This window comes from Micromonospora sp. NPDC005220, from assembly GCF_040607895.1.
Lineage (GTDB): Bacteria > Actinomycetota > Actinomycetes > Mycobacteriales > Micromonosporaceae > Micromonospora.
The window spans coordinates 80,013-100,812 of record NZ_JBEXHP010000009.1; the positions used below are offsets into that span (position 1 = coordinate 80,013).

21 protein-coding genes are annotated in these 20,800 nt (G+C 70.9%); 17 read left to right on the forward strand and 4 right to left on the reverse strand.

Annotation, left to right across the window (positions count from 1 at the left end; translation table 11 throughout):
- Window positions 1–40: 40 nt before the first annotated feature.
- Complete coding sequence (locus ABZU52_RS06505) at window positions 41–2,002, reverse strand: class I SAM-dependent DNA methyltransferase (RefSeq protein WP_354970055.1); 1,962 nt, start codon at window positions 2,000–2,002, stop codon at window positions 41–43.
- Window positions 2,003–2,142: 140 nt separating this feature from the next.
- Here ABZU52_RS06505 and ABZU52_RS06510 point away from each other — a divergent pair, with 140 nt between their 5' ends.
- On the forward strand, window positions 2,143–2,454 hold the full coding sequence (locus tag ABZU52_RS06510; protein ID WP_354970056.1) for a hypothetical protein: 312 nt from the start codon (window positions 2,143–2,145) through the stop codon (window positions 2,452–2,454).
- Window positions 2,451–2,852: a hypothetical protein gene (locus tag ABZU52_RS06515; protein WP_354970057.1), complete on the forward strand. Its 402-nt coding sequence runs from the start codon at window positions 2,451–2,453 to the stop codon at window positions 2,850–2,852. Before ABZU52_RS06510 ends, ABZU52_RS06515 begins: the two co-directional genes overlap by 4 nt.
- Before the next feature lie 2 nt (window positions 2,853–2,854).
- Here ABZU52_RS06515 and ABZU52_RS06520 read toward each other — a convergent pair whose 3' ends face one another.
- Entirely contained in the window at window positions 2,855–4,759 is a 1,905-nt protein-coding gene (locus ABZU52_RS06520; RefSeq protein ID WP_354970058.1) for an N-6 DNA methylase, read from the reverse strand.
- Between the two features lie 102 nt (window positions 4,760–4,861).
- Here ABZU52_RS06520 and ABZU52_RS06525 point away from each other — a divergent pair, with 102 nt between their 5' ends.
- The 10 genes from ABZU52_RS06525 to ABZU52_RS06570 all read left to right on the forward strand — a co-directional run bounded on the left by ABZU52_RS06525 (window position 4,862) and on the right by ABZU52_RS06570 (window position 14,682).
- Entirely contained in the window at window positions 4,862–5,395 is a 534-nt protein-coding gene (locus ABZU52_RS06525) for a DUF4352 domain-containing protein (protein ID WP_354970059.1), read from the forward strand.
- A 91-nt stretch (window positions 5,396–5,486) separates the two neighbouring features.
- Window positions 5,487–6,395, forward strand: a complete 909-nt coding sequence (locus ABZU52_RS06530) for a hypothetical protein (RefSeq protein WP_354970060.1) — start codon at window positions 5,487–5,489, stop codon at window positions 6,393–6,395.
- Window positions 6,396–6,464: 69 nt separating this feature from the next.
- Window positions 6,465–7,283, forward strand: coding sequence for an RNase H family protein (locus ABZU52_RS06535; RefSeq protein ID WP_354970061.1), 819 nt, complete (start codon window positions 6,465–6,467; stop codon window positions 7,281–7,283).
- A 205-nt stretch (window positions 7,284–7,488) separates the two neighbouring features.
- Window positions 7,489–9,942: an AAA family ATPase gene (locus ABZU52_RS06540; RefSeq protein ID WP_354970062.1), complete on the forward strand. Its 2,454-nt coding sequence runs from the start codon at window positions 7,489–7,491 to the stop codon at window positions 9,940–9,942.
- Window positions 9,939–10,346 carry a hypothetical protein gene (locus ABZU52_RS06545; RefSeq protein WP_354970063.1) on the forward strand — a complete coding sequence of 136 codons (408 nt, stop codon included), beginning with the start codon at window positions 9,939–9,941 and terminating at the stop codon, window positions 10,344–10,346. The genes ABZU52_RS06540 and ABZU52_RS06545 overlap by 4 nt, the downstream gene beginning before the upstream one ends.
- A 164-nt stretch (window positions 10,347–10,510) precedes the next feature.
- On the forward strand, window positions 10,511–11,242 hold the full coding sequence (locus tag ABZU52_RS06550) for a hypothetical protein (RefSeq protein WP_354970064.1): 732 nt from the start codon (window positions 10,511–10,513) through the stop codon (window positions 11,240–11,242).
- A gap of 44 nt (window positions 11,243–11,286) precedes the next feature.
- Entirely contained in the window at window positions 11,287–12,123 is an 837-nt protein-coding gene (locus tag ABZU52_RS06555) for an aldo/keto reductase (RefSeq protein WP_354970065.1), read from the forward strand.
- Between the two features lie 112 nt (window positions 12,124–12,235).
- Complete coding sequence (locus ABZU52_RS06560) at window positions 12,236–12,904, forward strand: response regulator transcription factor (protein WP_354970066.1); 669 nt, start codon at window positions 12,236–12,238, stop codon at window positions 12,902–12,904.
- Window positions 12,905–12,907: 3 nt separating this feature from the next.
- Window positions 12,908–14,098, forward strand: a complete 1,191-nt coding sequence (locus ABZU52_RS06565) for a HAMP domain-containing sensor histidine kinase (RefSeq protein WP_354970067.1) — start codon at window positions 12,908–12,910, stop codon at window positions 14,096–14,098.
- 77 nt (window positions 14,099–14,175) lie between these two features.
- Window positions 14,176–14,682, forward strand: a complete 507-nt coding sequence (locus tag ABZU52_RS06570; protein WP_354970068.1) for a DUF2231 domain-containing protein — start codon at window positions 14,176–14,178, stop codon at window positions 14,680–14,682.
- Between the two features lie 97 nt (window positions 14,683–14,779).
- Here ABZU52_RS06570 and ABZU52_RS06575 read toward each other — a convergent pair whose 3' ends face one another.
- Window positions 14,780–15,115 carry an AraC family transcriptional regulator gene (locus ABZU52_RS06575; RefSeq protein WP_354970069.1) on the reverse strand — a complete coding sequence of 112 codons (336 nt, stop codon included), beginning with the start codon at window positions 15,113–15,115 and terminating at the stop codon, window positions 14,780–14,782.
- A 23-nt stretch (window positions 15,116–15,138) separates the two neighbouring features.
- Between ABZU52_RS06575 and ABZU52_RS06580 the strand changes: the two genes are divergently transcribed.
- From ABZU52_RS06580 to ABZU52_RS06590, 3 genes are all read left to right on the forward strand, one after another.
- Window positions 15,139–16,176, forward strand: a complete 1,038-nt coding sequence (locus ABZU52_RS06580) for an SEC-C metal-binding domain-containing protein (protein ID WP_354970070.1) — start codon at window positions 15,139–15,141, stop codon at window positions 16,174–16,176.
- Window positions 16,177–16,254: 78 nt separating this feature from the next.
- Window positions 16,255–17,004 (forward strand): hypothetical protein, encoded by a 750-nt coding sequence (locus ABZU52_RS06585; RefSeq protein WP_354970071.1) that lies wholly within the window; start codon window positions 16,255–16,257, stop codon window positions 17,002–17,004.
- A 148-nt stretch (window positions 17,005–17,152) separates the two neighbouring features.
- Entirely contained in the window at window positions 17,153–17,656 is a 504-nt protein-coding gene (locus ABZU52_RS06590) for a DUF2231 domain-containing protein (protein ID WP_354970072.1), read from the forward strand.
- 11 nt (window positions 17,657–17,667) lie between these two features.
- On the opposite strand, the gene ABZU52_RS06595 is transcribed toward ABZU52_RS06590, so the two are convergent.
- The gene (locus ABZU52_RS06595; RefSeq protein WP_354970073.1) at window positions 17,668–17,799 is read right to left on the reverse strand and encodes a hypothetical protein; all 132 of its coding nucleotides are present in this window, start codon (window positions 17,797–17,799) and stop codon (window positions 17,668–17,670) included.
- 113 nt (window positions 17,800–17,912) lie between these two features.
- Between ABZU52_RS06595 and ABZU52_RS06600 the strand changes: the two genes are divergently transcribed.
- Both ABZU52_RS06600 and ABZU52_RS06605 read left to right on the forward strand, forming a co-directional pair.
- Window positions 17,913–18,149: a cupin domain-containing protein gene (locus ABZU52_RS06600; RefSeq protein WP_354970074.1), complete on the forward strand. Its 237-nt coding sequence runs from the start codon at window positions 17,913–17,915 to the stop codon at window positions 18,147–18,149.
- A 127-nt stretch (window positions 18,150–18,276) separates the two neighbouring features.
- Window positions 18,277–20,160, forward strand: a complete 1,884-nt coding sequence (locus ABZU52_RS06605) for a Xaa-Pro dipeptidyl-peptidase (protein ID WP_354970075.1) — start codon at window positions 18,277–18,279, stop codon at window positions 20,158–20,160.
- The last annotated feature ends 640 nt before the right edge of the window (window positions 20,161–20,800 follow it).

Genomic DNA, 20,800 nt, shown 5'->3' on the forward strand with positions numbered 1-20,800 from the left:
GACACCAACGTCCACAAAGGAACTGGATGCCACCCTTTCATTACGCGGTCACCTGGCCGAGCAGGGTCTGAATTTCTGCCTCAAGCGCCTTCAACTCAGCATTGATCTCGGCCACGGGCCGCGGTGGCTGGTAGACATAGAAGTGACGGGTGAGTGGAATTTCATATCCTAGCTTGGTCTTGGATTCGTCCAACCAAGCGTTGGGGACGTGCGGGAACACCTCGCGCTTGAGGTACTCCTGGACGTCCTCGTCGAGAGGCACACTTTCGTTCGCGCGCAGGTCGGGGTCCGGCAGCGGCTCGCCCTTGCGGTCGGTCTGCGCCTCCCCCTCCGGATCGCTGACCGAGAACGCCTCCCACACCGCCTTCTCCACCGCCGTCGGCAACTTGCCCAGCCCGTTCAGCTTCATCGCGAACTCAGTCCGAGTCGCAGATGACGTACCAATCAGCGACTTCGCCGCCGCCAGCAGCGACTCCCGCTCCGCGTACTTGAGCACCGCCCGCGCCTCCGACAGCAGCGCGACCGTCTCCTCCGTGACCTCGAAGCGCAGCCGCAACGGCCGCTCGACCGTGATTCGCTGATAGCCGAAGTCGGTGGTCTTAAAGACCTTCACCTTGCCGTGCTGCGGGTGCTCCGGATCGTCCGCGATGGAGAGCGCCTTCGCGTACGTCTTAGTCAGCTCGGCGATGTGCTCGTCGGTGAGCATCTTGCGCTTGTCGCCGAGGCTCTTGCGCATCTTGGTCCAGTAGTCGCGGCCGTCGAGCAGCACGACCTTGCGCCGGCGTGCCGGTTCCTTCCGGTTGGTTAGGATCCAGAAGTAGGTGGAGATGCCGGTGTTGTAGAAGAGCTGGTCGGGCAGCGCGACGATGCCCTCCAGGAGGTCGTTCTCCAGGATCCACCGGCGGATCTCTGATTCCCCCGACCCGGCGCCGCCGGTGAAGAGCGGCGAGCCGTTGAAGACGATCGCCAGCCGGCTTCCGCCGTTCTCGGGGCGCTTCATCTTCGAGATCATGTGCTGAAGGAAGAGCAGCGAGCCGTCGTTGATCCGGGGCAGGCCGGCACCAAACCGACCGGCGTGGCCGCGGGCTGCCTCATCCTTGATGAACTTCTCGACCTTCTTCCACTCCACGCCGAACGGCGGGTTGGCGAGCATGTAGTCGAAGCGCTCACCCTCGTGGCCGTCCTGGCTGAACGAGTTGCCGAAGGCGATCTTCGTCGGATCGCCGCCCTTCAGCATCATGTCGGAGCGGCAGATCGCGTAGGTCTCGCCGTTGAGTTCCTGCCCGTACACCTCGACGGTGGCGTGCGGGTTGTGCGCCTGGATGTGGTCCTGGGCCTCGCTGAGCATGCCGCCGGTGCCGCAGGCCGGGTCATAGACCTTGCGGACAATGCCTGGGGTGACCAGGTCGTCCTCGTCGGGAGCGAGCAACAGGTTCACCATCAGCTTGATGACCTCGCGCGGGGTGAAGTGCTCACCCGCGGTCTCGTTGCTGATTTCGGAGAAGCGGCGAATCAGCTCCTCGAAGACGTAGCCCATCTGGTGGTTGGAGACCACGTTCGGGTGCAGGTCGATGTCGGCGAACTTCGCGACCACCTGATAGAGCAGGCCGGCCTCGGCGAGGCGGCTGATCTGGGTGTCGAAGCCGTACTTCTCCAGCACGTCGACCGCGCCTGGCGAGAAGCCGCCGATGTAGGCGCGCAGGTTCAGCGCCACGTTGTCATGGTCGCCGAGCAGCTTGCGGAAGGACATCTCGCTGGTGTTGTAGAACGACAGTCCAGCGGTCTTGCGCAGCACCGGGTCCATGTTCTGCACGCCCATGTCCTTGAGCTGCGCATGCCGGGCCAGCACCGCGTCTTTCGTCGGCTCCAACACGCAGTCCAGCCGACGCAGGACGGTCAGGGGAAGGACCACCCGGCCGTACTCGGACTGCTTGTAGTCGCCGCGGAGCAGGTCGGCGACCGACCAGATGAATTTTGCGAGCTCTTGGTGCTTGGTGCTCACCAGGTTCCTTTCGATTGCCTTACGTCAGGAGTATTGCTGCTGGCCGGCGTTGTCGGGGTCCCCCACTCGGTGGAGATGATCAACCGAGTGTCAGCGGGTCGTCGCTGACGGAGGATTCATACTTCGCTAGGCTCGCGAGTATGAGTCGGCGTGTGACGATCTCCGTCCCTGATGACGTGGCCGAGCAGCTGGATGCGCTCCCGGCCCGCCAGGTCTCCGCGTATGTCACCGAAGCGCTGCGACGGCGTCGGAAATCCGACGACATGCGGGCCGCTCTGCGGGCGGCCGGGCACGGCGAGTTCCCGTACGACCCGCAAGGCGCGGCGCGGCGCCTCGCCTCTCGCCAGGTGACACCGGAGATGCGCGAGGCGGCGATCGCCCGGGTGGCGGAGCTGTTGGAGCGTCCGGTCGACGAGGTCCGCGCCGACTTCGACCGGCCGAGTGCGGCGTGAACGCACCGGTCTACGTGCTCGATACCGGTGCCCTGATGGCGTACGCCCAGGGCGTCGAGGCCGTCGGTGAGGCCATGGTGGCAGCGGCCGACGCCGATGCGACTGTTGCCGTGCCGCTGGTCTGCCTGCTCGAGGCGTACAGCCTGCTCGACCACACCGAGCACGAGTACCTGGCGATGCTGCGTCGCAACCCGGCCGTCCAGGTCGTCACGCCGGCCCTGCACGTCGACCGGGCCGACGACTGCCCGGTGATCGGGGGCATGGCCCGGCAGACCGGCCGCCTCGGTGCCGGCCACGCGGCGTTCCTCGCGATCAGCAGCGCTGCCGGCCTCATCACGTCTCGGGCCGATCAGGTGCGCAAGGTACTCGGCGACGACTGGCCGATCGTCGAGGTCTGAGGTCACCGCGCGGCGTCCGGTCGGATCGTTCCCCGAGCCAGGCCGTCGGCGGTGAGTTGGGCCAGCTCCGCTCCGAGCGACGCGGCCTGGCGCATCGCTGACTCGAAGGCGTCGAGGCGCCGGAACGCGTCCCCGTGCGCCCGCTGATCCTCCAACGAGAGTCGCCGCACCTGCGCCCGCCGGATGTCGAACCGCATTGTCCCCGAGAGACTCGACGACTGCTTCTCGTTCGCCGACGTCCGCAGCTGACCGGCCAGAAACCACGGATCCAACGCCGCCGGATTGGGACGCAGCAGGTACAGGTTGCGCCCCAACAGCGCTCCTTTGGCGGTGACCACCCGGGCAGTGAGCTGCCGCGCGATCATCGGCACCACCACGTCCCCCACCGCCAGTGGGATCTCCTGCCCGAACCGGTCGTCGACCCGCCCGGACGCCTCCACCCCGGCGAGCACGTCCTGAACGGTGAGCACTGGTGGCCCGTCCGGTGCGGGTGTGGACGTGCCGGCGCGAACCGGGCCGATCAGTTGGAGCGCCCCGGTCTTCGCCAGCTCCCCGACCGTGAGGAAAAGGCCCTCCGGCCCGTCGGGCGCCGGCGTGACCTGCGGCAGCAGCGCCGGCAGCTCGCCGACGATGGCGGCCAGTCGTTCTCTGGTGCGTACCAGATGCTCTCCGGAAGCCTCGCCCACGACGGCGGGTTGCCGGCGCGCGGGAGTGAGGTCGACCTCCTCGTCGAGCAGCTCGATGACCGGGACCGCGCGGGCGAACCCGGCCTCCTCGACGTCGCCGTCCGGGGCGGCGGTGAAGGCCCGCCACGCGGCCAGCACGCGCGGCGCGGTGTCGGCCAGGTCGCCGCCTGCGGCGTCGATCAGCAGCGCCCGCGCCGGTGGCGGCGCGTCAGTCGCGGCGCGTCGCAGCACCCACAGGTGCAGGGGTACGCCGTGTGGAGCGGCCACGCCCGGCGGAAGTGCGATGACGGCACGTAGGTGACCTCGGCGTAGCAGCTCGCCGCGGATGCGTTTGCCGGCGCGGCGGCTGGCGACCGTGGGTGGCATCAGCAGGACGGCGTGCCCGCCGACCCGCAGGTGGGCGAGGGCGTGTTGCACCCAGGCCAGCTCGGGTTCGGTACGGGGTGTGGTGCCGACGATCCAGCGCGGGTCGTGGCCAAGTTCCTCGTCGCCCCAGTTTGTCGCGCCGAAGGGTGGGTGGCAGACGACGGCGTCGACGGCGCGGCCGGCGAAGGCGTCGGCGCGCAGCGAGTCACCGGTGCTGACCTCCCCGGGTACGTCGTGCAGGGCCAGCCACAGGCCGGCGAGCCGAGCCAGGTCGCCGTCGAGTTCCTGCCCGTAGACGGAGGTGCTGCCGGCGCGGACGGCGGCTCGCAGGATGGCGCCGGAGCCGGCGGCTGGGTCGAGCACTGAGCCGCCGCCGACGTCGGCTAGCCCGATCATCAGGTCGGCTAGGTCGTCGGGGGTGGCGAAGGGGCGGCCGGGCCCCGGTGCGGAGAACCGCTGCCACAGCTCGTCGAACGCGCCCTGCGGGCCCAACTCGTCGGCGAGGGCGTCGACGTCGGGCAGCAGCGGCGCGAGTTGCGCGTCGACGCTGCCGCTGCGGGAGCCGCGCTGGCGGGCCAGGAGGAGGGCGCCGACGGCGGCGAGGCCGGCGGCCGGGGAGTCGCTGGCCGCGGCGAGGTGTCGCCAGAGCCGGTCGGCGGTGGCGAGCTCGGGGAGCTTGCCCTGGGTGCGTAACCACTGCTCGACCTGGATCAGGTCGAACTCGGGGCTCGCCGTCGTCCCGCCCACCGGTGCGGGGAAGTCGGGATGCCGTTTACGCCAGTTGCTGACCGCAGCGCGACCGACACCGGCGAGCCGGGCGATCTCCGCTGCCGTGATGGTCGGGTTCTCCTGCACGCCGAAAGTCTCGCACATCTGTCAAGCACGAGAATGTCTGTTGACAGTGTTGTCGGACGATGCTCTTATTGACCCCGCAACGTTCACATCAGGAGGACAACGATGCGCAAGACCACCACTCTCGCTCTGCTCGCCACCGGCCTCATCGCCCTGGGCTGCGGCTCGGGAGCCGCCGACAAGGCGAGCGACTCCAGCAGTGACAAGGCCGGCGCCAAGGCCGAGGACAAGGCGGCGAAGACCGCCAAGGTCGGCGAGGCGGCCCGGGACGGGAAGTTCGAGTTCACGGTGAAGTCCGCCAAGTGCGGCGTGGCCAAGGTCGGTAGCGAGCCGCTCGGCCAGAAGGCGCAGGGCCAGTTCTGCCTGGTCACGGTCAACGTGAAGAACATCGGCAAGGAGGCGCAGATGTTCGACGGCAGCAGCCAGAAGGCGTACGCGGCCGACGGCACCGAGTACTCCGCCGATACCGGCGCGGCGATCTACGCGAACAAGAACGCCGAGACGTTCCTCAACGACATCAACCCCGGCAACCAGGTCACCGGCGTCGTCGTCTTCGACATCCCGAAGAACGTCAAGCTCACCAAGCTCGAGCTGCACGACTCGATGTTCTCCGGCGGCGTCGACGTCGCCCTGAGCTGACCTTCCCTCCCGCACCGGGGCGGGCACCGATCCGCCCGCCCCGGCATCCCCGGCTGTTCACACCGCCACCTGTTCACAGAGGAGTCCTGCCGTGACCGACCCGACCACCCCGATGCCGGCCGGCAAGCCCGCTGACCCGTCGCAGCCTCCGGTCCTGCCCACTGCCGACCCGACGTCCACCACCCCTGCGGGTGGCATGCTGCTCGGCGCCCCTGTGCCGGCCACGCCTGGCAAGAGGTCCCACGTCCGGGCGTGGGCGGTGGGTGGTATCGCCCTGGTCATCGCCGTCTGCTGCGGCGGTGCGGTCATCGGGGCGGTGAGCAGCAACGACGGGAAGTCCTCGACCAGCGCGAGCGGCCAGGACTCCAGCAGCCCCACCCCCGCTGCCACGACGGCATCGCCGACCACCGCGGCCCCGACGACGGCCGCTCCCACCAGCGCCCAGCCGACGACGGCGGCTCCGACCACGACCCCGCCGGCGCCCAAGCCCAAGGTGATCAAGGGGCGGGGTGATGACGTGGTGCGGATTCCCGAGCTGACCGATCTGGCCGTCGTGAAGTTCACCTGTCGATGCAGCAGCAACACTGTCCTGCGCAGCGACGGGCCCGACGGCCTGCTGGTCAACGAGATCGGCTCGTACAGCGGCAAGCGCTGGATCAACCTTGAGGACGGCGCGCTCACCACTCAGTTCGAGGTCGAGGCGACGGGCAGTTGGACCCTGACCATCGGGTCGGTCGACCAGATGGCCACCAAGGCCCTCTCGGGAAAGGCGTCGGGAAAGGGCGACAACGTCATCGTGCTCGGCGGAGAGGCCACCGCGGTGAAGATCACCCACTCCCGTGGCAGCTCCAACTTCGTGGTGCACGCCTACTCCCTGGAAACCGGCGAGGGTGGCCTGCTGGTCAACGAGATCGGTGGTTACTCGGGAGTCCGTCCGCTGACGGCGCCCGCGCTCGTGCAGGTGACGGCGGACGGCAACTGGACCATCGCGCCCGCCTGATTCGTCTACGCCATCAGCTCTGTAGCGCGCAACAAGCCCTTCCTCCCTCATTAGACGTCAGGAGGCGTCGTGCGTCCCGATGAGTTCCTCCGCACCCTGGCCCTGCTCCCCCCTCCCCTGCATGACCGCGCTCTCACCCTGCGCGCCTTCACGCGCCGCACCCGCTGCGGCGACTGCCAGCGCATCGGCGACGCCGTCCGCCTGGCGCTCACCGCCGCCCACTACGACGAGCTGACCTCCGCCGGTGAGCTGCTCGACACCGCCGAGCGGCTGGCCGCCGACCACGGCATCCACCGCCGGGCCGGCGACGACCAGCAGCGCGGTCGCGGCCGGGTGGTCCGCTGGGCGACGACGTCCGCGCAGTTGGTCGCCGCGACCGACGCCAGCTGGAAGGGCCGCGTCGGCGGCATCGGGTACGTCGTCAGCGACGGCCACTACGGCCTGCTCGGCCGGGGCACCGGCCGGCTCGACCCGACCGGCGCCTCCCGGGTGCTGATCAACGAGCTGCGCGCGGTCGACTACCTGCTGACCGGGTACGACGACGTGCCGGTCGGCATGACGGTGCTGCTGGACAGCCTCGCCGCCCTGCGCTACCTGCACCGCTGGCAGGCCGGCGAGAACGAGGCGATGCCCGCCGGCTACAGCCTGCGGCAGCGCCGTTGGTCGGACCAGCCGACCCTGGTCCGGCTCGCCGAGCAGGTGGCTCACCGCCCCGACCTGACGTTCGCGCACGTCAAGGGGCACAGCGGCCACGCCCTCAACGAGGCCGCCGACGGCCTGTCGCACATGGCCCGCCGCCGGCGGGAGGAGTCCTTCGACCTGCGTCCTCGCGCGTACGCCCTGGTCGACGCGTTCCTGCGCGACTGGCACGCGAACGCCACGCTCTGACCACTCGCCGGGGTGCCCGGAGCGGCACGACGTTGAACGACTGATTCGTTTGCGACATCAGCTCCACAGCGTTCGACGACCACCACCGCCTCCCGACTCCGCTGCTCGCCCCAGCCGGGCCGACAACGGCCTCCCCCCTTCCACCGCTCACCCGGGCGGGCCGACGAGCCGTCGGCCCGCGGACACCACACGCCTGGAGACGACAATGACCCAGCCCTCGCAGCCCACCGCCCCGCTGGTCGAGCTGATCTTCGACCGACTGGCCGCCGCTGACGACGTACCGACCGAGACCGCCGAACTCGTCCTCGCCGCCCTCACCAGCGAGGAGGACCTGACCGCAGCGCTCGCCGGCACTCCCACCCGGCTCGACCCCCGCTCCCCCACCGACGACGGTCCGGCGGAACGGATCTGGTTGAAGTCGGTGACCGTCGCCGGGTTCCGCGGCGTCGGCCCGGAACGGACCATCCAGATCGGCCCCGGGCCGGGTTTCACGCTGGTCGTCGGTCGCAACGGCTCCGGCAAGTCCAGCTTCGCCGAGGCCGCCGAACTCGCCCTCACCGGGGACAGCGCCCGGTGGGCCGACAAGACCAGCGTCTGGCGTACCGGGTGGCGCAACCTGCACAGCCCGGACCCGTGCTGGGTGGGTGTGGAGCTGCGCGTCGACGGGGTGGCCACGCCGACCCGGGTGCACCGGGCCTGGCCGGTCGGGGCCGAACTGGCCGACGCCGAGGTGACCGTCACCAGCGCGCGGGGCCGCCATGCGGACCTCTCCGAGCTGGGTCTGGCCCGTCCACTGGAGCTGTACCGGCCGTTCCTCACCGCGGCCGAGCTGGGCAAGCTCGCCGCTGGCACGCAGAGCCAGCTCTTCGACGCGCTCTTCGCGATCCTCGGGCTGGACGCGCTCACCGACGCCGACCAGCGTCTGCTGCGCGCGACCCGGCCGCACGACACCACCATCAAGGGGGTACGCGCACAGCGCGCCACCCTGGTCGACACGCTCGACGGGATCGCCGACGATCGGGCCCGGCGGACCGCCGCGCTGCTGCGGGGCCGGGGCGCGGTCGACCTCGCGGGGGTGACGGCGATCCTCGACGAGCCGGACGAGGCGACCACCGACCGGGAGGTGTTGCTCTGCCGGGAGCTCGCCGCCCTCGCCCTGCCGCCGGTTGACGAGGTGACCCGGCTGGCCGGTCAGCTGCGGGAGGCGGCGGCCGAGGCCCAGCGGTACGACGGTGGCCGGTCCCGGGCCGCGCTGCGCAGCGCCGAACTGCTCCGTCTCGCCCTCGAACAACACCAGGACGAGGGCGACGGGTTGTGCCCGGTCTGCGCCACCGGCACCCTGGACGGTGGGTGGCGGGCCGCCGCCGCACAGTCGCTGACCGACCTTCGGCAGCGCAGCGTCGCCGCCCAGACGGCGACGACCCGGTTGACGGCCCTGCTGCGGCAGACGCACCACCTGATCGACGACCTCGCGGTGCCCGAGGGCCCCGGGTCGGAGCCGACGGTCGGGGCGCTGCGTGACGCCGTTGCCACGCTCCGGCGCGTACCCGGGGAGCCGGCCGAGCTGGCCGACCACCTGGCCGCGCGGTACCCGGCGGTGGTGGCGGCGGCGGACGCGGCCCGCGCGTACGCCGAGGGGTTTCTGCGGCAGCGCGACACCGGCTGGCGGGCGGCGGCGGCCGACGTGCGCGAGTGGGTGGCCGCCGCCGACGGGCTGCCGGCGCGGGAGGCGACCCTGACCCGGTTGAAGGCCGCGCGCGCCTGGCTGAAGGACGCCGGTGCGCAGATTCGCAGCGAGCGGGTCGCGCCGTTCGCCGGGCACTCGCAGCGAATTTGGGCGCAGCTGCGGCAGGAGAGCAACGTCGAGTTGGGTGCGATGACGCTGGAGGGGTTGAACACCCGGCGGCGGGTGGTCTTCCCGGTCAGCGTGGACGGCGCCGACAACGGCACCGCTCTGGGTGTGATGAGTCAGGGTGAGATGCAGGCGCTCGGGCTGGCCACGTTCCTTCCCCGCAGCTGTGCCCCGGAGAGCCCGTTCCGGTTCATCGTGGTCGACGACCCGGTGCAGAGCATGGACCCGTCGAAGGTGGACGGCCTCGCCCGGGTCCTCGCCGAGCTGGCCGAGCAGCGACAGGTGGTCGTCTTCACCCATGACACCCGGCTGCCGGACGCGGTCCGCCGACTCGATCTCGGCAAGGCACGGATCATCGAGGTGACCCGCGCGGAGAAGTCGGTGGTGACGCTGCGGCCCGGCTCCGACCCGGTGACCCGCTACCTGGACGACGCGTACGCGCTGGCGCGCAACGAGGAGATCCCCGCCGAGGTACGCGGGCCGGTGGTCGCGGAGCTGTGCCGCTCTGCGGTCGAGGCTGCCTGCCACCGGGCGGTGTGGCGGTCCCGGGTAGCGCGCGGTGTCCCGCACGCGGACATCGAGGTGGCCATTGAGGACGCGTCCCGACGGGTCGCCACCATCGTCGCCCTGGCGGTGTTCGACGACGCCGAGAAGGGTGGTGACGTGCTCGACTGGCTTGGCCGTCGGCACGGACGACGGGCCGTCAACGCGTACCAGGCGTGTCGGGAAGGCGTGCACGGTGCGTACCTGACGGATTTGCCGGGACTGGTCGCGGACGCCCGCCTCCTCGCGGCGGCGCTGTCGTGACCGCGCCGACGCCACAGCGCTGCCTGGCGGCGGCCGATCAGCTGCTGCGCGGGTCCGGTGTGCTCGGTGCCGCGGCGGTGTCCGCCGGTTGGTGGCCGCGGGCCTGCGCCTGCCTGATCCGGCTCGCCCTCGAAGGCGGCATCGACGCCTACTGGCGGCGGGTGAAGCCGACCGTGGCTGCGTGCCGGCAGGGCCGCGCGAAGCAGCTGATGCTGCGCGGACGGCTCGGTCCAGGCAGCGAAACCGCCCGTCGGGTGGCGTTCGCCTGGGGGACGCTCTCCGCCGCCACGCACCACCACTGCTACGAGCTGGCTCCGACGGCGACGGAGCTGCGTCGCCTGCACACCGAGGTGAGCGCCCTGCTCGAACGACTTCAGCCGACCGCCCGCACCGCGAACCGATAGGTTCCCATCACCGTGACGCTCCGCCCCGCCCGCCAGACGCGCTCAGCCTGTTCGGCCGATCGTGTGTGGACACTCAGCGTGACGAGGTGCCGCTGCGGCCGAGTCGGGGTGACCACCGTGACACCTAGTGTGATGTTTCCGTTCTCGATCATGAAGGTTGTGAGATGGCCGTTGAGACCGAGGGACCCGAGGACGAGCCCTCCGTACCGAACCACGACGATTCGCCGGACGTGTCGGTTCCGGAAGCAGCCGTACGTGGGCAGCGGGTCCTCGACCTCCTGGATAAGGCAATCGACGTCCAGAGCGCACTGGTGCGCAAGAACATCGCCCGGGCCCGCCAGCGGAACCCAGAGGCGACGCCGGCAGAGGTGATCCGCAATCTGGAGCGGATGTACGTCAGCGCCCTGGCCGGGACGGGTGCTGCGGTGGGAGGAGCTGCAGCAGCGCCCGGCGTCGGCACGGGTCTCGCACTGGCACTGTCGGCCGGCGAGGTCCTCTCATCTCTTGAGCTGAGCGCCCTCTTCGCGCTCTCGATCGCCGAGGTCCACGGAGTCCCCATCGACGAGATTGAGCGCCGCCGGACGATCGTGATGGGAATCATGCTCGGCGGGTCGGGCTCCGCCACCATCACCAAGGTCGCCGAGCGTACGGGGCAACACTGGGGACGTCAGGTTGTCGCCAAGGTCCCAGCCGAGACGCTGCGCCAGATCAACAAGGTCTTGGGGAGGCACTTCATCACGAAGTACGGGACCAAGCAGGGGATCATCGTTCTCGGTCGAGCGGCGCCGTTCGGTATCGGCGCTGTGATTGGTGGTGGCGCCAACGCTGCCCTCGCCGCTATGGCCGTGCGGGCCGGTCGTCGCGCCTTCGGCCCACCGCCTATCTCGTGGTCGTAGCTGACGCAGCACCCCACCAACGTCGTCCGGGTAGGGTCCCAATCATGGCGATTCCCCAGCTGACGGCAGCCGACGGCACGACCCTGCCGGCGATCGGCCTCGGTACGTACCGGCTCAACGGCTCGGCGGGTGTCGACGCGATCGGGCACGCGATCCGGACGGGTTACCGGTTGCTCGACTCGGCGGTGAACTACGAGAACGAGGGCGCGGTCGGCCGGGCCGCCCGTTCGGCCGGTGACGTGCGGAACGAGCTGGTCGTCACCTCGAAGCTGCCGGGTCGGCACCACCGCTACGACGAGGCGCTGACCACCATCGAGGAGAGTGTGTTCCGCACCGGCCTCGACCACATCGACCTGTATCTGATCCACTGGCCGAACCCGAAGGTCGACCTGTACGTGCAGGCGTGGCGGGCGCTGATCGAGGCGCGCGAGCGTGGGCTCGTTCGGCACATCGGGCTCTCCAACTTCCTGCCCGAGCACATCGAGCGGCTGGTGGCCGAGACCGGGGTCGCCCCGGTGGTCAACCAGATCGAGGTGCACCCGTACTTTCCGCAGCAGGAGGCGATCGACTACCACCGGGAGCACGGCATCCTGGTGCAGGGGTGGAGCCCGCTCGGCCGTGGCAACGACCTGCAGGAGCACCCCGTCGTCGTGGAGATCGCGACCGCGCACGGCGTCAGCCCGGCGCAGACGATCCTCGCCTGGCACGTGGCCCGTCAGGTGATTCCGCTACCCAAGGCCGCCTCACCGCAGCGGCAGGCGGAGAACCTGGACGTCTTCAACATCAAGCTCACCGACGCGCAGGTGGAGGCCATCACCGCGCTGGGCCGCCCGGACGGGCGGCTCGCGGACCAGGACCCGGCGGTGTACGAGGAGTTCTGACCGTCCCGGGCCGAAACAGCGACCGGGTCGGGAGAGCGTGGGGCGTGCGCGGAGGGCGACGCCATCACCGCACTGGCCGGAGCGTGATCGCCGGGAGGGCAATACTGGTCGGGTGGAGAGCACCCGGCCCCGCCTGCTGCTGGTCGAGGACGACCGTGCGCTGACCGCGCTGCTCGCCGATCTGCTGGCCGAGGAAGGGTACGACGTCGACGTGGCCGGCGACGGGCAGAGCGGCCTGCACCACGCACTGGCGCGCGACTACCAGCTGATGGTCATCGACCGGGGGCTGCCGGTGTTGGACGGCCTGCAACTGGTCGCCCGGTTGCGGGAGCGCGGGGTGACCTGTCCGGTGCTGCTCCTCACCGCTCGGGGCTCCGTCGACGACCGGGTGGAAGGGCTCGACGCGGGCGCGGAGGATTACCTCGTCAAACCCTTCGAGGTCCCCGAGCTGCTGGCGAGGCTCCGGGCGCTGCGCCGCCGGCACCAGGACGCGGCGAGTCGACTGCCGCTCGGGCCACGACGCTGGTTGGACGTGGGTAACCGGCGGGTGCTCGACGACGGCGAGGAGATTCCGCTGTCCGCCCGCGAGTTCGCTGTCCTGCGTGCCCTCGCCGGTCGGCCCACGAAGGTCTTCACCCGGGCGGAGCTGCTGAGTACCACTTTCGACCACGCCGACGCGCCGGGCAGCGTCGACGCCTGCGTCCATCACCTGCGCCGGAAGCTGGGTCGGGGCGTCATTCGTACGGTGCACGGTCTCGGCTACCGGATCGGTACGGGCTGACGGGTGGACGAGGCTCAGCTGAACCGCTCCCGACGGCGCAGTGTGGCACAGACCGCCGCGGCGATCGGCGTTGTCGTGTTACTGGTCGGCGCGGTGATGTTCGTCCTCTCCAGTCGTCAGGAGTCCCGCGTTCTGGATGCGGAACTGGGTCAGGTGCTCACCATGGCCGAGGACGTGGACGACCCGCCGCCCGGTCAGTTTCTGGCCCGCAGTGCCAGCGGAACCGACGCGGTCGAGGTGACCAGGAGCGCGTCACCGGAGTTGGTCGGCGTCCTGGAGGACGCGCTGCGGCGGCAGCCGACGCGGTACGACACCGACGCGGGCGACGATCATGCAGTCCGGGTGCAGGTCGACCACCGGGCGGATGGCAGTCGCTGGGCGGTCGCCGCGGACCTCGCGCCGCTGCGCCAGCGTCAGGAACAACTCGGCGTCGCGCTGCTGGTGGCCGAGTTGGCCGGCCTGGCCGGGGCGCTGGCAGCCGGGGCGCTGCTCGCCCGGCGGGCCGTCGCGCCCCTGGCCACCGCGCTGACCCTGCAACGTCGCTTCGTCGCCGACGCGTCGCACGAGCTGCGCACACCGCTCACCGTGCTGCACACCCGCGCGCAACTGCTCGTGCGCCGAGCCCGGACCCAGCCTCCGGAACAGCTCACCGATCAGCTCGAACAGTTGGTGGCCGACACGCGGGCGCTCGGCGAGGTCGTCGAGGATCTGCTGGTGGCCGCCGCCGCCGAGCACCAGCCGCCGCCGGACACGGTGGTCGACCTGGCGGAGGTGGCCCGCGAGGTGGTGGCGAGCATGTCGGCGTACGCGCGGGAACGCGACGTCGAGCTGCGCGTCGAGGCCACCGAGGCGGCCTTGGTCCGGGGTGGTCGCACTGCCCTGCGTCGGGCCGTGACGGCCCTGGTGGACAACGCCGTCGGGCACGTGGCCGTTGGCGGGCACGTCACAGTGACCGTGCGACACCGTGACGGACAGATTGCCGCCGACGTCACCGACGACGGGGTGGGCCTCGACCCGGCCGAGGCGGATCGTCTCCTCGGCCGTTTCGCGCACGGCACGGGCGGGACGGGCCGTCGCTTCGGGTTGGGCCTGGCGCTGGTGCAGCAGGTTGCGCAGGCCCACCGGGGGTCGCTCGAGGTCGGCGGGGCGCCGGGTCGCGGTGCCACTTTCACGCTGCTGCTACCCGCGTGCTGAACGGGACGCGCAAGAATTTCGCAAGAAACGCGAAATATGGTGACTGGCAGTGATATCCCGAGCGCCGAGGAGATCTCATGCCCGACACCGTTAACGGACTTCCACTGCACCCACTCGTGGTGCACGCCGTGGTGGTCCTGCTGCCGCTGGCCGCGATCGGCGTCGCCGCGCTGGCCATCCGGCCATCCTGGCGGGGTCGCTACGGCGGGCTCGTCGTGCTGATCACCGCGCTGGCCACGGTCGCGGTGCCGGTCGCCTCCTCCACCGGTGAGGGCCTGGAGCGGCGGGTCGGCGACCCTGGCGTGCACGCCCAGCTCGGGGACACGTTGATCTGGTTCGCGCTGCCGCTGTTGGTCGCCGCCGTCGCGCTGTTCTGGCTGCACCGCCGGGCAGCCCAGCCGGCAGGGAAAACCACTGGATCCCGCCGTACCCCTGGATGGGTCGCGGTGGTGGTCGCGGTGCTTGCCGTGGTCGTGGCGGCCGCGAACCTGGTCCAGGTCTACCGGGTGGGTGACTCCGGGGCCAAGGCGGTCTGGGGCAGCGCCCCGGCCGCGTCCGCCGGCCGCGGCGGCGACGTGGAGTAACGCTCGCGCTGGTCAAGTGCGGACGCGTCACCCGGGCCGGCGGCGGCCCGGGGACGCGACCACTCGACGACCGGCTCTGGGCCCGGTCGGTTGCCGGTCACGCCGCTGTGGCGTCGACCCGGGTGAGCCGTCGATGCCCGGTCGGGCTCATGCCGTGCACGCGTTTGAAGGCCGCGCTGAAGCCGAGCGCGTCCGCGTATCCGAGGTGACGCGCCACGGCGGCGACCGTCGCTGTCGATTCGGCCAGCATGTCGGCAGCCACTGTCATGCGCCAGTCGGTCAGGTAACCGACGGGGTACGTCGGGTTCTCGGACGGGACCCGCTCGACTTCGACACCTACGCCGCCCGGGCAGCGGCGGCCGGCGCGTGGTCGTAGTCCGCCCGGTGGGCGGCGTGAGAGCTGCGTAACAGGTGATCTGGCCGCATACCGCACGCACCCCGACGTACCGTGAGATCGTGCCGACGAGAGACGTACTCACCAAGGCTGACCTCGCCGAACTTCGCCGCTCGGCGCTCGGGACGGCCGATCCGCTCGGTGTCGCCGCCGACCTGGCGGAGGCCGCCGAGCAGGGCCGGCTGGAGGATCCGGACGACGCCGGCGACGCGCTGACGCTGGCCGCCGAGATCGCGGAGATCCGGTCGCGGCCCGAGGCCGCGCTGCGGTACGCGGAGCAGGCGCTGGCGGCGTACCCGTCGGCGGATGATCCTCGAGCCGGGTTCGCCCGCGCGCTGCGGGCCCGCGCCCTGTTCCAGGCCGGTCGCGACGACGAGGCGATGGCGGAGTTGACAGCGCTGCGCCCGTTGCTGCTCGTGCAGCCGGACGCCCCCGCCTACGTGAGTGCCGCGCTGGACGCCGGTGGGCGTTCGGCGATCGCCGAGTCGTGGTTGAGCGAGGCGGTCGACACAGTGCTCAGCGAGCGGGCGACCGCCGCGTCCGGGCCGGCCAGCACCGCGATCGACCCGGTGGTCGATCTCGGTCCGCCGGACGCGCCGGGTGTGACCTTCTTCCTGTTGCAACAGCGGCATCGGGTACGCCGGAATCTGAACCTGCCGCACGACCGGCAGGACGACCTGGCGGACCGGCTGGAGACCCAGCTCGTGCGGCGGGCGGCAGAACGTCGGGGCGCCGAGTCGGATCTGCTCTTCTGGCCCCGGGCCGAGTTCGATCGTCTGCTCGCCGAGCACCCTGCCCTCACCGAGGTGTACGGGCCGGACTGGGACGCGCACCGGGGCCGGTTGGAGACCGAGCTGGTTCGGCTGCGGGACGCCGGCCAGGCCGGGTTGGGGGTGTTCCGGGCGACCGTGGACGGTTTGCACGCCGTCGCCGGTCGACGTGGCGGCGACCCGGCCGACGTGGCGGTCCGCGCCGGCTACGCGGCCGAGGTGTCGGCGCGGCCCAGCGCGAGGATTCCCTGGCCCCCGGAGCGCAACGACGCCTGCTGGTGCGGTTCGGGCCTCAAGTACAAGAAGGACTGCCTGCCGCGCTCCCGGTAGCCTGGCGACCCACCGGGGATCAGCGCTCGGCCGTGCGCGGGTCATCGGTGCCGTCCCGGCTGCGCCATAATCCCGTCCGTGCGGAAAAGAAGACGGCGATGGGTTCTCGGTGGGGCCGTACTGCTGGTGGTGGCGCTGGTCGGTGGAGGTCTGTGGCACTACCTTGACCGACCGGACGACCCGATTCACGAGACTGCCGCGGCCGACGCCGCGAAGAAGGTCGACCAGATTCTGTTTCGGTTCGAGCACGACCACCTTTACCAGGCCGACAAGTACGTGCACTCGGCCAGCCAGGACCCCGACGTCGCGGTCCTCTCGGTCACCGGCGAGACGCACTGGGGGACCGGTGTGACGGTGGTGCTGCGGGTGATGGGCCACGGGTTGGAGATCGGCGCGGACGGGTCGGTGATCGACGAACGGGACGAGCCGATCTGCTTCCGCCTCCAGCTCGGCCCGGACGACGACAGCCGCGACGACGACATCGAGTGCCCGGTCGATGATCCTTTGCAGGTCACGCAGGACCCGTCGCTCGACGGGGTCGACGACCGCCTGAAGAGCGCCCTACAGGCCGCCGGCCCGGATGAATCCGCCGTCCGCGCGGCGATCGACGACCTGAAGCTGGACCCGGCCATCGTGCCGGAGGTGACCGCGAAGGACGGCAGGGTCGGCGTGGCCCTGCGGGCCGCGCAGTACGACTGCATCCTGGCCCGCGTCACCGCGAAGGGTGCCGAACTCTGGCGGCCGGCGCACACCCAGTTGGCCCCCGGCGAGCTGCCCTGCGCCACCTGGGTCGCCCTGAGCAGCAATTTCGGTAAGGGGCCGCGCTAGAACGGGTCGGTCATCCTGAGAAGCCTCTGATGCGGGCGGACGCCGTCGACCTGGCCACGCTGCGTTGCGACAGGTGAGTGATCGACGGGGATGACACGCCCGCGTGGTACCGATAGCGTCCCGGTGTGGACGATCAACGTCCAGGCCGATGTCACCGGAGGAGACGCCGATGTTCGAGGAGTTCATGGGCATCCCGGCCCATCCTCTGCTGCTGCACGCCGCGGTGGTGTTCGTGCCGCTGCTGGCCCTGCTGACGGTCGGTTACGCGTTCGTCCCACCGATCCGGCCGCACACCCGCTGGGTGCTGGGGCTGCTCGCCGTGGGCGCGCCGATCGCCGCCCTGCTGACGAAACTCTCCGGCGACGCGTTCCTCGAGCGGATGCGCGCCGCCAACCGGGTCACCCCCGAGTTCCTGCCGAAGCTGGAGGCGCACCAGGAGTTCGGCGACATCACGCTCTACGCCAGCATCGGGTTGGGCGTGGTGGCCCTGGCACTGGTCCGGCTCGTCCCGCCGCGACCCGCCGAGGGTGCGCGCCCCCGGCTGCTGACCCCGGCGTTGCAGGTGTTGTCGCTGGTGGCCGCCGCCGTCACCGTGTATTACGTGTTCCGCACGGGCGACTCCGGGGCGAAGGCGGTCTGGGAGGGCCAGTGAGACGAGGGGTTTCATCGCCATAACAGAGGGAGCACCCGCTGGCCGAGCAGGTCGATCCCCCCGTACGGCGTCAACCCGTGCGGGGTGCCGAACTCCACCCGGCTCGCCCCGGCTTCGAACACCGCCGCCGCCTGCGAGGCCACCTGCTCGGGGGTGCCGGAGAAGGCGAACAGGTCCAGCAGGTCGTCGCCGATCAGCGCCCCGGCGAGGTCGTCCTCCCGACGACCGACGTGCTGCTGGATCCGCCCACCTGGAGGTGCTCCAAGCCCACCTCGCGCCCGGCGACGCCAGCTCCGCGGAGCCGTGGGCGCACCCGTCGACCGAGTGCGCGATCGTCATCACCGGTGAGGTCGTCGCCGAGATCGGCGGTGAGTCGTACACCCTCACCGCTGGCGAATCGGTCACCTTCGACTCGCGCCTGGCGCACCTCTACCGCAACGCCAGCGATCAGCGCGCCCACCTGATCATCGCGGTGACACCACCGACCCCCTGACCGACCGCGGTGGACGTCCAAGGGGGATCGACGGGACGCCGCCGCGGACCTAGCATGGCGACGAATGGATCTTCGAGATTGGCCCCTGCCGACCCCTGGCAACCAGCCCAACCGAAGGGAGACGCGCATGCGTCGACCCCGTCATCTGGCACTCCTGAGCGTCGGCGTGTCCGGCGCTCTGGTCCTCGGCGCAGCCCCACCCGCGGCTGCGGCTCCGCCCACGCCCACCACGCCCACCGGCATCGTGGTGAGCGGCGGCATGACCCAACCGGTGTTCTCGCTCGCCGACGCGATCGAGGAGCGGGTGTTCGTCCAGACCCCGGTGGACACCGACCACGACGGTCGACCCGACCGGGTGGCGATCGACATCTCCCGCCCCCGGGAGACCGCCACGCAGGGCTTCAAGGTGCCGGTCATCTTCGAGCACAGCCCGTACCGCAAGGGCACCTGGGGTGACGTGCCGTACCCGAGCGTGCTGGTCGACGACCTGCCGCAGAACGGCCTGACCGACCGCAACGGGCGCCGCGCACTCGACGTGGGCGCACAGCGGGCCCAGGCGAAGGCCAACCTGCCCGGCTCGCTGGACGACTACTACGTGCCCCGCGGGTACGCGGTGGTGCTCGGCCAGAGCGTCGGCACCGGCGACTCGGACGGCTGCCCGACCAGCGGCGACCAGGCCGAGACGCTGGGCACCAAGGCGGTCATCGACTGGCTCAACGGCCGGGCCAAGGGGTACGACGCCAACGGCGCCCCGGTCACCGCCGGCTGGACCACCGGCGCGGTCGGCATGACCGGGGTCTCCTACAACGGGACGCTGCCCAACCAGGTGGCCACCACGGGCGTCAAGGGACTCAAGACCATCGTGCCGGTCTCCGCGATCAGCAGCTGGTACGACTACTACCGGGCCAACGGTCTGGTGGTCGCGCCCGGCACGTTCCAGGGCGAGGACCTCGACATCCTGGCCCAGTACACCGCCGGGCAGGCGCGCGCCGAGGGGCAGTGCGCCGACGAGCTCGCGGACATCACCGCGAAGCAGGACCGGGTCACCGGCGACTACTCCAAGTTCTGGCAGGACCGTGACTACCTCGACGCCCGCGACGTCAAGGCCAGCGTCTTCGTGGTGCACGGCCTCAACGACTGGAACGTGAAGACCGAGCACTTCGCCGGCTGGTGGGACCAGCTCGCCAAGCGCGACGTCCCCCGCAAGATCTGGCTGCACCAGGGCGGCCACGGTGGTCCGGGCAGCAGCGCGTCGGTGACCCTTCCCAGTGGGCAGACGTGGACGTACAAGCAGACCGAGAACCGCTGGTTCGACTTCTGGCTGTGGAACGTGCGCAACGGCATCATGGACGAGCCGACGGCGGTGCTCCAGCGCGAGGACCGGGCCTACACCACGTACGCCAACTGGCCCGACCCGGGCGCGCGGGAGGTCGGCCTGCGGTTCGCCGCCACCGACGCCACCGCACCCGGCGCGCTCACCACCGGCAAGCCGCCGAGGGCCACTGTCGAGCAGAGCTTCGTCGACGAGGGCCGGACCATCCACCCGGACACCCTCGTGTCCAACCCGGACACCGCGAGCGCCAACCGACTCGCCTACCGCTCCCCCGAGTTGACGCAGAGCGTGCGCATCTCGGGGCGGCCGGAGATGCGGCTGCGGATGGCGATCGACAACAAGCCGGACGCGAACCTCACCGCGTACCTGGTCGACTACGGCCCGGCCGGGTCGACCGCCGCCCCGACCGTGGTGACGCGAGGCTGGACGGACCCGCAGAACCGCGTCAGCGCCGCGCGCACCGCGCCCGTCAAGCAGGGCAAGATGTACGACTACCGGTGGACCATGGAGCCGAAGGACTACATCTTCCCGGCCGGACACCGGATCGGCGTTGTCGTCTTCTCCAGCGACCAGGAGTACACCCTGCTGCCGTTGGGCGGCACCGAACTACGGGTCGCGCCGAACGACAGCGAGCTGCGACTGCCGGTGGTCGGCGGGCGGGCCGTCCTCGGGTTCTGATTCGACCCCTGCGGTTCCGGGTGGGGCAGTCCGACACGTTCGGGCTGCCCCACCCGCACGTCCGGACCGTTCTGCCACCGCCGCACCCCGCGTGCTGCCATACGGCGTCCTCATCGACTCGGCTTCCGTGATGTCGGGGGCATCCGCGGCACTGGAAACCCGCATGATCGTGCTCGAACCTGGATGTAGTGGCCTCGTGGCGTCGGGAGGGGCCTGTTTCCTGGATCGAGCACGATCATGCGGGCCGCGAGGTTCCGTCCGGCGCGTTGTCCCCTGGTCGGGCCGGGTCGGGTCGGGTCGGGTCGCGGGACGCTCTGCCCCCGAGTCAGCCTTCCGCGCCAGGCTCCGCCCCCGAGGCGGGCCGATCCGCGTCACGCTCTACCCGCCTCAGACCGAGCCGGGGCGCGGGAACGGCGCAGACTGGCATGATCCACTCGGCTTTCATGAAGTCGGGGTATCCCCGGCACCCGGACACCGCGACTTTCAGGAACCCGAGTCGATCACCCCGCGATGGCCTCGGTATCCGGTTCACCAGGTCGACCGGGTCGGGTGGATTGTCGGGTTTGACCCGGGGTGTCGGGTGGCCGGGGCCACTCCGGGGGCGGAATCGGGGGCCGGGCGGGGTCGTTATACCTGGCAG